General features: G+C 41.1%; 15 protein-coding genes. 11 read left to right on the top strand and 4 right to left on the bottom strand.

Features of this window, described 5'->3' with window-relative positions; genetic code table 11:
• The first annotated feature begins 13 nt into the window (after positions 1–13).
• The 3 genes from IRY55_RS06790 to nadX all read left to right on the top strand — a co-directional run bounded on the left by IRY55_RS06790 (position 14) and on the right by nadX (position 3647).
• The gene (locus tag IRY55_RS06790; protein WP_194562546.1) at positions 14–1228 is read left to right on the top strand and encodes a multidrug effflux MFS transporter; all 1215 of its coding nucleotides are present in this window, start codon (positions 14–16) and stop codon (positions 1226–1228) included.
• 152 nt (positions 1229–1380) lie between these two features.
• Positions 1381–2769: a class II fumarate hydratase gene (gene fumC, locus IRY55_RS06795; RefSeq protein WP_194562547.1), complete on the top strand. Its 1389-nt coding sequence runs from the start codon at positions 1381–1383 to the stop codon at positions 2767–2769.
• Between the two features lie 101 nt (positions 2770–2870).
• The gene (nadX, locus tag IRY55_RS06800) at positions 2871–3647 is read left to right on the top strand and encodes an aspartate dehydrogenase (RefSeq protein ID WP_194562548.1); all 777 of its coding nucleotides are present in this window, start codon (positions 2871–2873) and stop codon (positions 3645–3647) included.
• A 58-nt stretch (positions 3648–3705) separates the two neighbouring features.
• On the opposite strand, the gene IRY55_RS06805 is transcribed toward nadX, so the two are convergent.
• The 4 genes from IRY55_RS06805 to IRY55_RS06820 form a co-directional block, all read right to left on the bottom strand.
• On the bottom strand, positions 3706–4557 hold the full coding sequence (locus tag IRY55_RS06805) for an RsiV family protein (RefSeq protein WP_194562549.1): 852 nt from the start codon (positions 4555–4557) through the stop codon (positions 3706–3708).
• Positions 4558–4560: 3 nt separating this feature from the next.
• On the bottom strand, positions 4561–5055 hold the full coding sequence (locus IRY55_RS06810) for an RNA polymerase sigma factor (RefSeq protein WP_194562667.1): 495 nt from the start codon (positions 5053–5055) through the stop codon (positions 4561–4563).
• Positions 5056–5276: 221 nt separating this feature from the next.
• Positions 5277–7673, bottom strand: coding sequence for a DEAD/DEAH box helicase family protein (locus tag IRY55_RS06815; RefSeq protein WP_194562550.1), 2397 nt, complete (start codon positions 7671–7673; stop codon positions 5277–5279).
• A complete protein-coding gene (locus IRY55_RS06820) occupies positions 7666–7992 on the bottom strand; it encodes a nucleoside triphosphate pyrophosphohydrolase (RefSeq protein ID WP_194562551.1) in 327 nt (108 codons plus the stop codon). Before IRY55_RS06820 ends, IRY55_RS06815 begins: the two co-directional genes overlap by 8 nt.
• Before the next feature lie 129 nt (positions 7993–8121).
• Between IRY55_RS06820 and IRY55_RS06825 the strand changes: the two genes are divergently transcribed.
• The 8 genes from IRY55_RS06825 to upp all read left to right on the top strand — a co-directional run bounded on the left by IRY55_RS06825 (position 8122) and on the right by upp (position 15496).
• The gene (locus tag IRY55_RS06825) at positions 8122–8559 is read left to right on the top strand and encodes a low molecular weight protein arginine phosphatase (RefSeq protein ID WP_194562552.1); all 438 of its coding nucleotides are present in this window, start codon (positions 8122–8124) and stop codon (positions 8557–8559) included.
• A gap of 2 nt (positions 8560–8561) precedes the next feature.
• Positions 8562–9839, top strand: a complete 1278-nt coding sequence (locus IRY55_RS06830) for a methyl-accepting chemotaxis protein (protein WP_194562553.1) — start codon at positions 8562–8564, stop codon at positions 9837–9839.
• A gap of 65 nt (positions 9840–9904) precedes the next feature.
• Positions 9905–10345 (top strand): ribose 5-phosphate isomerase B, encoded by a 441-nt coding sequence (gene rpiB, locus IRY55_RS06835; protein ID WP_194562554.1) that lies wholly within the window; start codon positions 9905–9907, stop codon positions 10343–10345.
• Between the two features lie 11 nt (positions 10346–10356).
• A complete protein-coding gene (locus IRY55_RS06840; RefSeq protein ID WP_194562555.1) occupies positions 10357–10905 on the top strand; it encodes a TIGR01440 family protein in 549 nt (182 codons plus the stop codon).
• A gap of 109 nt (positions 10906–11014) precedes the next feature.
• Complete coding sequence (glyA, locus tag IRY55_RS06845) at positions 11015–12256, top strand: serine hydroxymethyltransferase (RefSeq protein WP_194562556.1); 1242 nt, start codon at positions 11015–11017, stop codon at positions 12254–12256.
• Between the two features lie 145 nt (positions 12257–12401).
• The gene (locus IRY55_RS06850) at positions 12402–13772 is read left to right on the top strand and encodes an FAD-binding oxidoreductase (protein WP_194562557.1); all 1371 of its coding nucleotides are present in this window, start codon (positions 12402–12404) and stop codon (positions 13770–13772) included.
• 4 nt (positions 13773–13776) lie between these two features.
• Positions 13777–14706, top strand: coding sequence for a bile acid:sodium symporter family protein (locus tag IRY55_RS06855; protein ID WP_194562558.1), 930 nt, complete (start codon positions 13777–13779; stop codon positions 14704–14706).
• 160 nt (positions 14707–14866) lie between these two features.
• On the top strand, positions 14867–15496 hold the full coding sequence (upp, locus tag IRY55_RS06860) for a uracil phosphoribosyltransferase (RefSeq protein WP_194562559.1): 630 nt from the start codon (positions 14867–14869) through the stop codon (positions 15494–15496).
• The last annotated feature ends 10 nt before the right edge of the window (positions 15497–15506 follow it).

Here is a 15506-nt window from a genome sequence, read left to right on the forward strand (position 1 = left end):
AGGGAGGATTGGCATGGAGAAAATTTATAAGCCCGAAGAGAAAAATACTATGATGCGTGTATGGCTCATCTTAATTTTAGGGTCACTCACCGCATTCGGCCCATTATCGATGGATATGTATTTACCAGCTCTTCCTGAAATCAGGTCGGCTCTTGGAACATCTACCTCACTCGTTCAAATGAGTTTAACTGCTTGTTTGCTCGGTTTAGGACTCGGACAAATTGTGTTCGGTCCGTATAGTGATGTTCATGGCCGTCGCAAGCCGTTACTATTTACGTTAATCGGATACGCACTCGCTTCTTTTTTAAGCGCTTTTAGTCCGAATATTTATGTCTTTATTATTTTACGTTTCATTCAAGGGTTTACGGGGGCTGCCGGGATTGTCATCGCCCGAGCTTCTGCACGTGATATGTATAGTGGGAAAGAGTTGACGAAGTTTGTCGCATTATTATCGCTCGTCAATGGAGCTGCTCCGATATTAGCTCCTATTTTCGGTGGGTTTATTTTGCAGTTTATCCCGTGGCAAGGGATTTTCCACGTATTAGGATTGATCGGTTTACTCATGCTCGTCGGTGTCTTTTTTGGCCTTCCAGAAACATTGCATCATGAGAAACGTTCAACAGGTGGTATCTTTGGTGTAGTGAAAACATTTGGCAAGTTGATGCGCGATCGTACATTTTTAAGTATTTCATTAACGCAAGGATTCATTATGACTGCGATGTTTGCTTACATTGCTGGATCGCCTTTTGTCTTACAAAAAATATATGGTGTAACGGAATTGCAATTTTCATTATTTTTCGCGTTGAATGGTGTCGGAATTATATTGGCAGCGCAAGTAGCGGGGTATTTATCTTCTCGTATGGCAGAGTCTAAAATATTGCAATTGTCTTTATATGTTGCATTCATAGGCGCACTTTTACTCAGTTACACTGTATGGACGGAAGGTTCGCTCGCATTGCTTGCTCTTTCTTTATTTCTCATTATTTCTTGCGTCGGTTCCGTGTCGACGACGGGATTCTCAATCGCGATGAATTTACAAGAGCGAGATGTCGGGAGCGCTTCCGCTTTTCTCGGATTATTGCCCCATATCGGTGGAGCGATTGTTTCTCCACTCGTCGGAATTATGGGAGAGATGAGCGCTATTCCAATGGCGATTATTATGCTCGCTTGTACTGTTTTTGCATTGATCACATTTTATATGGCAGGTATTCGAAAACTTGTCCTCTAAAAGATAAAGAGCGACTCGACATCATATAAATGTTATAATGCAAATGTCTAGCCATCTACTATTTGCATAAGTCTTTTCATTTCAAAAAAGAGGAATGGAGCTTATGATGGTAGTATAAGTCTTTTTTATTATAATAAAGAGGTGACGAAAAAATGGAATATCGTATTGAACATGACACATTTGGAGAAGTGAAGGTACCTGCAGACAAATTATGGGGTGCTCAAACACAACGAAGTAAACAAAACTTCAAAATTGGTGGAGAGCGCATTCCGTTAGGAGTAATCCGTGCATTTGCTCATTTGAAAAAATCAGCAGCACTCGCGAGCAACGCATTTGGCAATTTATCAGATGCGAAAACGAAAGCGATTGTAACGGCAGCGGAAGAAGTCATTGCAGGTAAATGGGACGAGCATTTCCCACTTGTCGTTTGGCAAACAGGTAGCGGTACGCAGTCGAACATGAACATGAACGAAGTACTCGCAAATCGCGGTAACCAATTGTTAGAAGAGTGGGGCGAAGAAGAGCGTCTCCACCCGAACGACGATGTGAACAAATCACAAAGCTCGAACGATACATTCCCAACAGCACTTCACGTTTCAGCAGTGCTTGCTGTTCAAGAAGATTTAATCCCAGCGCTTGAAGTATTCAAGAAAACATTGTTACAAAAAGAAGAAGACTTTAAAGAGATCGTAAAAATTGGTCGTACACATTTACAAGATGCGACACCACTTACACTCGGACAAGAGATTAGTGGATGGCGCCGTATGGTTGAGCGTTCAGAAGAAATGATTACACAATCGGTTGAAATGTTAAAAGACCTCGCAATCGGTGGAACAGCAGTCGGAACTGGTTTAAACGCACCAGAAGGATTCGGCGAAAAAGTAGCGGAAGAAATTTCGAAATCAACAGGCGTTGAGTTCGCTTCAGCTCCAAACAAATTCCACTCATTAACGAGCTATGATGAAGTAGTATACGTTCATGGCGCATTAAAAGCACTTGCAGGTGACTTAATGAAAATCGCAAACGACGTTCGTTGGTTAGCGAGCGGTCCGCGTTCAGGAATTGGCGAAATTACAATTCCAGAAAACGAGCCAGGTTCATCAATTATGCCAGGTAAAGTGAACCCGACACAATCAGAAGCATTGACGATGGTCGTTGCTCAAGTGATGGGGAATGACGCAGCGATCGGATTCGCAGCGAGCCAAGGTAACTTTGAGTTGAACGTTTACAAGCCAGTGATCATTTACAATTTCCTACAGTCTGTAAAACTGTTAGCAGATGGAATGATGAGCTTTAACGACAACTGTGCGGTCGGAATCGAGCCAAACCTCGAAGAAATCGAAAGCAAAGTAGAAAACTCACTCATGCTCGTTACAGCGTTAAACCCATACATCGGTTATGAAAACGCAGCAAAAATCGCAAAAACAGCACATAAAAATGGTTCAACTTTAAAAGAAGCTGCACTTGCGACAGGACTCCTTACAGAAGAAGAGTTCGATAAGTATGTAGTAGCGAAAGATATGGTTGGAACAATTAAATAAGTAGTTTTCATCGAGTGCCATTCGACAATTTTGTCGGTGGCACTTTTTCATTCGTGAAAATCGAGTGAATGCGTTACGATAGAGAAGAGAGGGTGGTCAATATGAAAATAGGTTTAATCGGATACGGGAATATCGGCTCTTTTCTCGTAGAAGCCCTTCAAGAGCGAGAAGATATAACGATTACACATGTTTTAACGAGTCGAACAGATCAGATTGACATATTAGCTCAAGGCGGTATCAAAGTCGTTCATGACATTGAACAGTTCGTCCAACAAAGTTTTGATTATGTAGTAGAAACGAGCACAATTGAAACGATTGAGAAATATGGAGAAGCGGTCATTCGTGCTGGAAAACCTTTAATTTTAAGCAGTATTGGCGTTTTAGGAAAAAAAGAAGTGCGCGATAAGTTTGAAACATTGGCTAGGCGACATGGCACCGCGTTATTTATTCCATCGGGTGCAATCGGAGGACTAGATGCGATTCAATCGGCACAAGCATTAGATGAGTTAGAAGAAGTGCAATTAACGACGCGTAAACCACCGAGTGCTTTACCGAATCGTAAACAGCCGCTTGCGGAAGTCGAAGTTATTTTTGAAGGATCAGCTGAAGCAGCGATCGCGCAATTTCCACGCAATATGAATGTCGCTATTGCATTATCTCTTGCTGGAATTGGACCGAAGCGTACGAAAGTAAGAGTATTGGCAGATCCACACGCGGAAAAAAATACGCATACAATCGAAGTAAAAGGTTCATTCGGTGTAATGACGACAATGATTGAAAATAATCCGATGCCTGAGAATCCGAAGACGAGTTATTTAGCGGCACTCAGTGTATTGCACGCTATTATGAACCAACAAAATACGATTCGCATCGCCTAAAAAGCGTGAGCATTAAAGAAACGTTCTAGAAAAGTTTCTTGCGCTCACGCTTTTTCCGTTATTCAATATAACGATGGCTTACTAGTAAATCATCGATGAGGGAAGTGGGGATTTCAATCGTAATCGGCCCATAAGCTCCTGCAGTAATTTCGTACTTATCGAATGAAATATGCAATGTTTTTTTATTTGAAATAAAAAATGGTTGGTCTGCATCAATGAGTGGCAAAGGTTTTTTCTCTGGGTTGATGGAAACGGCTTGTTCATCTTCTAAATAGTGCACGATATATTCATTTATTCGATCAATGTACTCGTCATTGATGAATAAACTAGGCAATGTTAAAACGACGCCCAATTGCTTATCCACATTATCGTATTCTATTTCATATGACGAGGAACCTTGAATTTCAGAATAGCTTCGAGATAAAACAAATAAAATATCGGTATCGGTAATAACTTCTACTTTAGAATCAATAGCTAAATGTCCACCACCAGCATCGTCCATTTCAACTAACTTCTGTTCGAATGACTCGTAGAGTGCTTCACTTTCCGCAATGTATTTAGCGTTCAGTACTTGTTCGAGTTCAGGATTTGTTACGTTAGCAATAGTTGGTGTTTCAATATGTGCTTCATACATCTCTTGTTCTACGACGATTTCATGAATCGTTAAAGCAGAAACGAGTGATTGAAATCCAGGTACATTTGCCATTGCTTGAGCAAATTGAGGACTTACATTTAAAGAGCTAATCCAAATGACGAACAAAGCGACTATTGAAAAGAGCCAACTTTTCATTCGCTTATTGCGTCGTTGTTCCCGTCCGGCTTGCGCAATCGTTTCACGTAAACGTCGGTCGAGTTCGGGCGGAATAGGGATGTCATCATACGATTGACGATAATCATTCATCCGATTCATAATTTATAAATACTCCTCTCCTATATCGAGTCGAAGCTTTTTTAAAGCGGCATAGAGGCGAGTTTTTACAGTATTCACATTGGTATCTGTAATAGCGGCGATTTCTTCTAATTTCAAGTCTTCGAGAAAGCGTAAGACAATGACAGTTCGATGGATGGGCGATAGACGATCAATTGCTGCCAATAAATCGAAATTTGTCACTTCGTTTTCTTGAGCAGGAAGAAGAAAGTGGAGTGTATCCTCTTCCATCACAGTAACCCGTTGATGTTTTCGTAAAAAATCGAGCGCTGTATTGACTAAAATACGATAAAACCAAGTTTTTAAATATTGGATTTCATCTAATTTTTGAATAGAGCGCAATGCTTTTAAAGTAGCTTCTTGTACGATATCGAGTGCATTTTGTTCGTTTTTAACATAGCTATACGCGATGCGATAATGCACGTGTCGATAATCCATGACGAATTGTTCCACAAATGCGAACTTCTCTTCTTTCGTCATCACAAAAGGTTCACCTTCTTCTAAAAATAGTACGCGATGGTACTATCGTATATTTGACGTCTATTGAAAAAGTAAAGTTTGTTTGAAATGTAATTGAAATCATTTTGCAATAAACTTGTAACAATACTCTATTGTAATGGAACGAAATTGGAAAGTAAAAGGTTTTTCATTATACAAAAAAGATTTAGCTGAATGGTTTATTCAACTAAATCTTTTGGAGTTTAAAACGATATTTTACTTTTTCTTTCAAAATATGTGTGCAGACGATATTCGCATATTTGGTAGGTCCAATCAAATAAAATGCTCATTTCTTCTTCAGTCGGTTGAAGAGAAAACGAGAAAAATGCCCCTTCTAATTTTGCATTTTGATAAGAGTTGGTCCAGGCACGAATTGGCATTTGCTTTAATAGTTGGACTATTTTTTGCTCGTTGTAATGTTGAAGGGCTTTTCCTTGCTTGTCGGATAGATCTGTTTGCCATCGATAATTTTTTGCCATTAAATAACGATGGAAAAATGGTGCGATTTCTTGCAATGTAATCCGCTTGTACCAATTATTTTCTCCTCTTTGTAACATGGCGAGTACAACGATGAGCTTGTAACTTTTTGTCATCTTCGTCGTCGTTAGCGTATGAAACCATTGTTCAAATTTTGTTAACGTTTGTCGTTCTATTTCATTTAACAATTGCGCATAGCCTAAAAATTGCGGATACGTTTTAAACTGTTCTCGCACAATTTTAGAGTCGACATCTGCTTTTAAATGAAATTGTAAATATGTTGGTGTTTCTCCAAGTTCGAGTCGGAGTTGTTGTAACGCATCGAGCGCACGTTGTTTCCGCGGAGAACGTTTCGTCCGCAACATTTGAAGTAAGTCAATCACTTCCGTATCGAATTCGATATGACAGTCTGATGGTAAATGGAAATCACTCGCAACGAACGAAGTCGGAATCGTTTCGTCTTGAGAAAATACGGCGAGCTTTAAATCGGCTTTACGATAATTTCCGATTAAATCAATGATGACACAGTGACTTTTACCTTCGGCGAGGCGTAACCCACGTCCGATTTGTTGAGTAAATACGGCGAGAGATTCCGTCGGTCGTAAAAATAGCAATGTATCTACGAGCGGAATATCGACCCCTTCGTTAAATAAATTTACGGTAAAGATGGCATCTAGTTTTCCTAGATGGAGTCGTTCAATCATTTGTCTACGTTCCGCAATAGTAGAATCGCCATGCAATGCGACAGTCCGGTAGCCTGACTCGTTAAAATATTGACTCATAGTGAGCGCTTGGGCGACGGAAGAACAGAAAGCGATTGTTCTTTTTTGCTTATGGTGTTCCCATTCATGTAAAGCGGTCATTGCGTAATCTTCCTGCAATTGAGCAGCAAGTAATTGGCTTTCGTCATAACGGTTCGCGCGCCATTCAATCGTCGTGTAATCAATGGGGTCACGCACTCCGATATAGTGAAAAGGAGAAAGCCAACCTTGTCGAATCGCATCGATAAAGTGAATTGAAATGGCAACATTCCCGTCACATAAGGCATATACATCTTGATTATCAAGTCTATCGGGTGTTGCGGTAATGCCGAGCAAAAAATCTGGTTGAAAGTATTGTAAAACGCGTTCATAGCTCGTTGCAGTCGCGTGATGGAATTCGTCGATCACGATTAAATCGAAAGCATCTTTGTCGAATTGTTGTAAATGATAATGAGCGGATAAAGTGAAAATAGAAGCAAACACGAACCGTCCATTTTTTTCTTTATGATTGCCATCAAAAATGCTCATTTCATCATTTGGAAAGACATTTGTAAAAGATTGTTTCGCTTGGTGAAGCAATTGTTCACGATGTGCGATAAATAAAACACGCTTAAACGAACGAGCGAAAAAAGCGGCTAAATATGTCTTGCCTAAACCGGTCGCCATAATGACGAGCGCTTTATCATATTGTTCTTCACGCATCGCTTGTAGCGCATCGAGTGCTAATTGTTGGGCGGGTCTCGGTGACAAATGATAATCCGTTATCATTTCCTCGGAAATAATTGTAGGCATATCAGTAGAAAAATCATCAGCTTCCACTGCTGAGCTTAAATTATATATCGCATTCGCCACTACGTATTTTCTTTTGTATTGTTCTAATGTCAGGGTGTTTAAAGGCACCGTCTGTTCATGAAAAAACAAGTGTAAAAATTGGTCGACTACATGTTCAAAAAAGGGTGCATCAACACGCAATTCGGTATGTACATTCCATTCAATGCCCGTCGTTAAAGCGCTTTTTGATAAATTGGAAGAACCGATAAATGTTTGGCATGCCGTTTCGTACCGAAATAAATACGCTTTCGGATGGAAAGACCGTCCTTTGCTTTCAAATAGACGAATCTCAGCTTCTGGAAGTTCGTTGAGTAATTGACGTAGCGCTTCGGGATTCGTAATGTATAAATAATCTCCAACGAGAATTTTAATTTCAGCGCCTCGTTCACTCGCTCGTTTCAAATGAGAGGTAATCATTTGTGCGCCGCTTTTTTGAATGAAGGAGACGACGAAATAAATGGTGTCCGCTTCCTTCATCGCTTTAATTAAATGTGATTGAAGTTGTGTCGTAATGAGGGAAAGTTTAGTCATCCTCTACCTCGATTAAAAATAATTTTTGATGAAAAGCCCCGCGCTCTATTTCTTTTTCTTGTCTTATTTTTTCGAGATGGTCAGGAGTGAAGCCGAGAACTCGAGATGCTGCGTGTAAAAGCTCTAGCAAATCAGCGAGTTCTTCTAACGCATCTAGATTCGTTTCAGCTTCTTCAAATTCCTTCAGTTCTTCATGGAGTTTTCGTTTCAATTCGATAATATATTGTTCATTCGTTAACGTTTCAATAGTGAACGATTTTCCTGTCGCTTCGATAATTTCAGGAATACGATCACGTACTAATTTTTTATAAGTAGGCATGTCAGACACATCCTTTTTAGTACATACAATAGCATTTAATGTAAAAACATTCAAAAAACTTTAACAATCTGTTCTTTTTCTTTTCGAGGAGAGTGACGTATACTTACAAGTAGTAAAGGAGTGAGCGATTTGAATATTTTATTCGTTTGTACAGGAAATACTTGTCGTAGCCCGATGGCAGAAGCGATTTTACGTGCAAAAAATTTGCCAGGAGTAAATGTACAGTCCGCAGGGATTTTCACACAAGATGGAATGCCGATGTCAGAACATGCGTATAAACTTGTAACAGCGCATCACTATCCGTATACAAAACATTCTCAAATGGTGCGTCCAGAGCTTATTCAATGGGCGGATCACATATTGACGATGACGCAAAGCCATCGAAATCAATTACGTCAATTGTATCCAGAGGCAAGAGAACGTATTGAAACATTAGCAGCTTTTGTCGGGGGTGAAGAACAAGATATTCAAGATCCTTATGGAGGCACATACGATACATATGAGACAACATTTCAGCAACTGACTTCTTATATCGAACGATTACATCAAAAGATAGGAGGACAATGAAGATGAAAGGTTTACGTATGAAGCTTGTTGTATTTGTAACAGTATTGGCAATTGTCACGTACACATCGAGTGCAATTTGTATGAGTTGGCTACGACCACACTATTTTCCTAATGTTTCATTCGGTGTTTTCCAAAGTATCACCTTTTCATTAGGGGTGATTTGGTCAGCAATTTTAGCGGCATTATTTAGTCGAGTATTAACAAAGCCTTTAATTGATTTATCAGAAGCTGCAGAACGTGTAGCGAATCATGAAATTGGTACGAGGATTCCGGTGCCGAAAGGAGAAGATGAAATTGTCCAAGTGGCGCGAGCTTTTGAACGCGTCGTTATCAATTTACGCTCGATGATTGAACGCATTACGAAAGTATCTGAAGCGACAATTAGTACATCACGTTATTTGACAGAAGGTACGAATGAATCGTTACGCCAAGCGGATGAAGTGGAACGCATGGTAGAAGAAATTGCAAAAGGAGCAGAAGCAACAGCTCATGCCATTCAAGAAGCGAGTGAACAATTGGAACAAGTTCGCACGAGTGCTAATTCAGTGAATGAAGAAGCGAGAGAAACAGCTTCAGAAGTGCAATCAGTATTGCGTTCATTAAATGAAACAGGAGAAGTTGTGGAACATTTAGTTCAAAGTATTTCGTACATTGGAAAAAGCAGTGAGGCCTCACAACAAGTGACACATCGGCTCGATGAACAAATGCATCGCATTGTCGATATCGTCGATCTTGTTGGTACAATTGCCGAGCAGACGAACTTACTCGCTTTAAATGCTTCCATTGAAGCAGCTCGAGCTGGAGAGCATGGGGCGGGGTTTGCGGTCGTCGCTGAAGAAGTGCGAAAACTAGCTGATGAAAGTCAACGTTCTGTAACGAGTATTGTTCAACTTGTAAATGAAGTGCAAGGGACGGTAAATGAAATTGTACAACGAATGAGTGAACAAAGTAACTTAGCAACAGTTGAGACGAAGAGAGCGCAAGAGGCAGAGAAAGCGATGCAACAGATGTCTTACAACGTGCGTGAGATGGCAGAACGAGTGATGTCCATCACATCGATTGTCGATGAACAAACGGAACATATCGAATCGAGTACTGCAGAAATTCAAACGGTCGTTGCAATCGCTGAACAGACCGCGGCAAATACAGCACATGTTACAGATTCAACACGTTACCAACAGGAAAATGCGAATGCGATTCGCGATGTAGCAGAACGTTTAGAAGCTGAATCGAAGGAATTAGATGCACTCATTCATCAATTTAAAATGGATGAGAGATAACTGTTAAGGCTGTTATAGATATGGTAAAATTAATTTAATACTATTATAGAAAGAAGGCAGTTTACATGAAAGTAGCAATCGCATCAGATCACGGTGGTAACGCATTACGCAAGGAACTTATCGAATTATTAAAAGAGATGAAATTAGATTATGTCGATTTAGGCCCAGAAACGGATGATTCAGTCGATTACCCAGATTATGCGAAGCCAGTAGCGGAAGGCGTTGCGAATGGTACTTATGATCGCGGTATTTTAGTGTGTGGTACAGGAATCGGAATGTCGATCGCAGCGAACAAGGTAGAAGGCATTCGTTGTGCGCTCGTCCATGACGTATATACAGCGCATGCGACACGTGAACATAACGATTCAAATATTATCGCAATGGGCGGCCGTGTAATCGGTGGCGCGTTAGCACGTGATATTGTGAAAACATGGCTGACGACAGAGTTTGAAGGAGGACGTCACGAACGTCGCATCGAAAAGATCACAGCAATTGAACAACAGTAAGGAGGGATTGTGTGGACGCATTACAATTATATTCTTCACAACTGGAACAATTGTTAGCGGAATTCGCTGAGCAAGCACCGTTACAAAAAAATACGTTTTTCGTCGTCGGCTGTTCAACATCGGAAGTAATCGGAGAACAAATTGGAACAGCGGGAGTAATAGAAGTAGGCGAATCTCTATTCCGTCCACTTCAACAATTCGCCAAAAAGCATGAAATTTTTCTCGCTTTTCAAGGATGCGAACATATTAACCGAGCTTTGACGGTCGAACGTCGCGCGGCGGAACATTTCGGACTTGAGTCACTTTCTGTTTATCCGACGAGGAAAGCAGGTGGCTCGATGTCTGCTTACGCTTACGAACAATTAGAAGATGCAGTCGTCGTAGAACAACTTGTCGCGCACGCAGGAATTGATATTGGACAAACATTAATCGGCATGCATTTAAAAGCGGTTGCGGTACCGATTCGCACATCGATTCGCCAAGTAGGAGAAGCGATGACGACAGCGGCAACGACACGACCTAAATTAATCGGAGGCGTTCGAGCGAAGTATCGTTCGTGAATTCACAAAAAAGAGATACATTTTTCATTTAATTATGGTACAATCAACTCAGAAACCGAAAGTTCATCATTTTTAAAAAAAGAATGTAAACAAAAAGGAGAATGACGGAATGGATTTAAGTAATGTAAAGCGCACGGATGCAGCGATTTATGAAGCGATTATGGCGGAGAAAAATCGTCAACAATCAAACATTGAATTAATCGCATCAGAAAACTTCGTATCAGAAGCGGTAATGGAAGCACAAGGTTCATATTTAACGAATAAATATGCTGAAGGTTACCCTGGAAAACGTTACTACGGTGGCTGTGAGCATGTAGACGTAGCAGAAGATATTGCACGCGACCGTTTGAAAGAAATTTTCGGAGCGGAACATGCGAACGTTCAACCACACTCAGGTGCACAAGCGAATATGGCTGTATACTTTGCAGTTCTCGAGCCAGGTGATACAGTGCTCGGTATGAATTTATCACACGGTGGTCACTTAACACACGGTAGCCCAGTGAACTTCTCAGGAGAATTGTACAACTTCGTAGAATACGGTGTTGATAAAGAAACTGAAATGATCGATTATGAAGACGTTCGTGCAAAAGCATTAGAGCACAAGCCAAAATTAATCGTAGCGGGTGCTTCAGCATACCCGCGGGAAATTGACTTCGTAAAATTCCGTGAGATTGCGGACGAAGTAGGTGCGCTCTTCATGGTAGACATGGCGCACATCGCAGGTTTAGTCGCTGCTGGTGAACATATGAATCCAGTTCCGTATGCAGATTTCGTCACTTCAACGACGCATAAAACATTACGTGGTCCACGTGGCGGTCTCATTTTATGCCGTGAAGAAAACGCGCGTAAAATTGACAAGTCTATTTTCCCTGGAATTCAAGGTGGTCCATTAATGCACGTCATCGCAGCAAAAGCAGTTGCTTTCGGTGAAGCATTGCAACCAGAATTCAAAACGTACATTCAACAAATTCGTAAAAACGCAAAAGTTTTAGGCGAAACATTAACAGCAGAAGGAATCGATCTCGTATCAGGCGGTACGGATAATCATTTACTTCTCCTCAACTTACGTTCACTCGGCGTAACAGGTAAAGATGGAGAAGCTGCGCTTGATGAAGTAGGCATTACAACGAATAAAAACACAATTCCATACGATACAGAAAGCCCATTCGTCACATCAGGTGTACGTATCGGTACTCCAGCAGTAACGAGCCGTGGCATGAAAGAAGACGATATGAAAGAAATCGGTGAAATTATCGCGATGGTTCTTAAAAATGTAAATGATGAAAAGGTAAAAGACGAAGCGCGTGCGCGTGTGAAAGCTTTAACAGACCGTTTCCCACTTTACGCTTAATTGAAAAAAAGCTCCGCTTATTCAATCATGAATAAACGGAGCTTTTTGTATGTCCATTCTCACATTGCACGATAAGTAAATACTATGTACAATATACTGTATTATTATAGTTTTCTGAAATATCTAAATAGGGAGGACATTTTCTATGTCGACATTAGTAAAGGATTTAACAGAGCTCTTATCGAGCGAACAAGTAAGTACGAATGAAACGGTCTTGCATCAACACGGGCAGGATGAATCTTATCATGAGGTAGCAGAACCAGAAGTGGTCGTCTTCCCGAAAAGTACAGAAGAAGTAAGTGCCATCCTTCGTTATGCAAATGAACATTGTATTCCAGTCACCCCATATGGGAGAGGGTCAAGCTTAGAAGCGCATGTCATTCCGTATAGTGGTGGAATCACGATTGATTTTGCATTGATGAATCGCATTTTATCCATTCGTCCAGAAGATTTACTCGTCGTTGTTGAACCAGGCGTTTCACGTTTAGAATTGAATGAAGCATTGGCGAAGCACGGATTATTTTTCTCGGTTGACCCAGGAGCGGACGCGACATTAGGTGGAATGGTAGCGACGAACGCAAGCGGTACGACGACTGTTCGTTACGGCGTTATGCGTGATCAAGTACGTGATTTAGAAGTCGTTTTGGCAGACGGAACGGTAATGAATACGGGAAGTCTCGCAGCGAAATCTGCATCAGGTTATCATTTAAACGGATTATTTGCAGGTTCAGAAGGAACGCTCGGTTGTTTTACGAAGTTAACATTGCGTGTTTATGGAATTCCAGAACATGTAATGGCGGCTCGTGCGACATTTAATACGATAGAAGAAGCAGTTCAAGCTGTGACGACAGTTCTTCAAGTCGGGATTCCAATCGCTCGTGTGGAGTTAGTAGATGAAGAATCAATTCGTCAAGTGAATCGTCATGACGAAATGGATTTCGAAGAGAAGCCAACATTATTTTTAGAATTCCATGGCAATGAAGCAGGATTGAAACAAGACGTTGAATTTACGACAGAATTGATGACTGACGCAGGGTGTCAAAGCATTCAATTCGAAACGGAAACAGCAGCACGTAACCATTTATGGGAAGCGCGCCATAATCTGGCGTACTCGTACATTCATTCAAATCCTGGAAAGAAAATGATGGTGACAGACGTCTGTGTGCCGATTTCTGAATTGTCAGGCGCGATTCATCACGCACGTGAACAATTAGAGGCGGTCGGTCTCGTTGGAGGAATTCTCGGACACGTAGGAGATGGAAACTTCCATGCGCTCGTCATGGTCGATATGAACGATGCAAAAGAAGTGGAATTGTCAAATCAATTTAATGAGAGCATCGTTCATTATGCTTTATCGAAAAATGGTACATGTACAGGGGAGCACGGCGTTGGAATCGGCAAGCAAAAATATCAAGAAGCGGAGCATGGTGAAGCGTATCATGCGATGAAATTAATTAAAAAAGCGCTCGATCCAAACAATATTTTAAATCCAGGGAAAATTGTAAAGGTGGACTGAGGGAATGAACACATTGGGGAGAATTAGTCAGTTTGCGGGAAAATATTTTGCGGTGCTCGTCATTGTAATGGCATTGGTCGCTTATTTAGTCCCTTCTTTATTTTTACCATTAGGGGCGTACATTTCGATTTTATTAGGAATTGTCATGTTCGGTATGGGGCTCACATTGAGTGCGATGGATTTCAAACTCGTTTTAACTCGTCCACTCGCTGTGTTATTAGGTGTTGCAGCGCAGTTTTTAGTCATGCCGCTCGCAGCATTAGGAATCGCTTATTTATTAAGATTACCCCCTGAACTTGCGGCAGGTCTTGTCTTACTAGGTTCTGTTCCGGGTGGTACGGCATCGAACGTCATGGTTTACTTAGCGAAAGGAAACGTGCCACTATCGATTACGATGACCTCTGTTTCGACATTGTTAGCGCCGATTATGACACCACTTTTGCTATTATGGTTGGCAGGACAATGGATGCCGGTCGATGCGAAGTCGATGTTTTTAATGATCATTCAAGTCATCATCGTCCCGATTATTTTAGGGATTACCGTGCGAAAATTAGCCCCGAAAACTGTGCATAAAAGCTTGCCAGTCGTACCACTCATTTCAGTGGTCGCTATTATCGTCATCGTAGGGGCGGTCGTTTCAGGGAATAAAGAGACGATTGCAACGGCAGGATTGCTCATTTTCTTCGCCGTCTTTTTACACAATGGTGTCGGTTTAGTTTTAGGCTATTATGTCGGGAAGATATTCGGGCTCTCATTAAGTGATCAACGTGCATTATCGATTGAGGTTGGTATGCAAAATTCTGGGCTCGGTGTTGCACTCGCTACAGCTCACCTCGGACCACTCGCTGCATTGCCAAGTACGTTCGGAGCGGTATGGCACAATATTTCAGGACCGATTATCGCTTCAGTTTGGTCAAAAAGAAAAGTAGATTAAATAAATATAAGCGCTCATCACTTTTAGTAAACTAACTGAAAAGTGTGAGCGTTTTTTCTATTCTGAGCATAACTTGCCACGTAATTTTCATATGAGTTCAGAGTGCGTTCTGTTATAATGGCTAAGATAAACATTTTTAAAATTAAAGGAGCGATGATTTATGAGTAATGTGCACGTATTTGACCACCCGCTCATTCAACACAAATTAACGTATATTCGAGACGTCAACACAGGAACGAAAGAGTTTCGTGAACTCGTCGATGAAGTAGCGACATTGATGGCGTATGAGATTACACGAGATTTACAATTACAAGAAATTGAAATTGAAACACCGATTGGACCTGCAAAATCAAACGTGATTGCAGGGAAAAAACTAGGCATTATTCCGATTTTACGCGCAGGTCTAGGTATGGTAGAAGGGATTTTAGAATTGATTCCCGCTGCACGTGTTGGACATGTCGGTTTATACCGTGACCCGGAAACATTGAAGCCGGTAGAATATTATGTGAAGCTCCCGAATGATGTAGCAGAGCGTCGTTTAATTGTGGTAGACCCAATGTTAGCAACAGGTGGATCTGCAGTAGAGGCGATTAACTCTATTAAAAAGCGCGGGGCGAAAAATATTACATTCATGTGCCTCGTCGCAGCTCCTGAAGGGGTAGAAGTATTGACAGAGGCTCATCCTGATGTCGATGTATATATTGCGGCGATGGATGAAAAGTTAAATGAAGAAGGTTATATCGTACCAGGTTTAGGAGATGCAGGAGACCGTTTATTCGGTACTAAATAATGTATAAGGG

Source organism: Savagea serpentis (assembly GCF_015351395.1).
GTDB classification, from domain to species: Bacteria; Bacillota; Bacilli; order Bacillales_A; family Planococcaceae; genus Savagea; species Savagea serpentis.

Excerpts from the sequence above, each read along its gene's own strand:
- IRY55_RS06790 (WP_194562546.1), top strand. The coding sequence starts at position 14 with ATGGAGAAAATTTATAAGCCCGAAGAGAAAAATACTATGATGCGTGTA.
- fumC (WP_194562547.1), top strand. The coding sequence starts at position 1,381 with ATGGAATATCGTATTGAACATGACACATTTGGAGAAGTGAAGGTACCT.
- nadX (WP_194562548.1), top strand. The coding sequence starts at position 2,871 with ATGAAAATAGGTTTAATCGGATACGGGAATATCGGCTCTTTTCTCGTA.
- IRY55_RS06805 (WP_194562549.1), bottom strand. The coding sequence starts at position 4,557 with ATGAATCGGATGAATGATTATCGTCAATCGTATGATGACATCCCTATT.
- IRY55_RS06810 (WP_194562667.1), bottom strand. The coding sequence starts at position 5,055 with ATGACGAAAGAAGAGAAGTTCGCATTTGTGGAACAATTCGTCATGGAT.
- IRY55_RS06815 (WP_194562550.1), bottom strand. The coding sequence starts at position 7,673 with ATGACTAAACTTTCCCTCATTACGACACAACTTCAATCACATTTAATT.
- IRY55_RS06820 (WP_194562551.1), bottom strand. The coding sequence starts at position 7,992 with ATGCCTACTTATAAAAAATTAGTACGTGATCGTATTCCTGAAATTATC.
- IRY55_RS06830 (WP_194562553.1), top strand. The coding sequence starts at position 8,562 with ATGAAAGGTTTACGTATGAAGCTTGTTGTATTTGTAACAGTATTGGCA.
- rpiB (WP_194562554.1), top strand. The coding sequence starts at position 9,905 with ATGAAAGTAGCAATCGCATCAGATCACGGTGGTAACGCATTACGCAAG.
- glyA (WP_194562556.1), top strand. The coding sequence starts at position 11,015 with ATGGATTTAAGTAATGTAAAGCGCACGGATGCAGCGATTTATGAAGCG.
- IRY55_RS06850 (WP_194562557.1), top strand. The coding sequence starts at position 12,402 with ATGTCGACATTAGTAAAGGATTTAACAGAGCTCTTATCGAGCGAACAA.
- IRY55_RS06855 (WP_194562558.1), top strand. The coding sequence starts at position 13,777 with ATGAACACATTGGGGAGAATTAGTCAGTTTGCGGGAAAATATTTTGCG.
- upp (WP_194562559.1), top strand. The coding sequence starts at position 14,867 with ATGAGTAATGTGCACGTATTTGACCACCCGCTCATTCAACACAAATTA.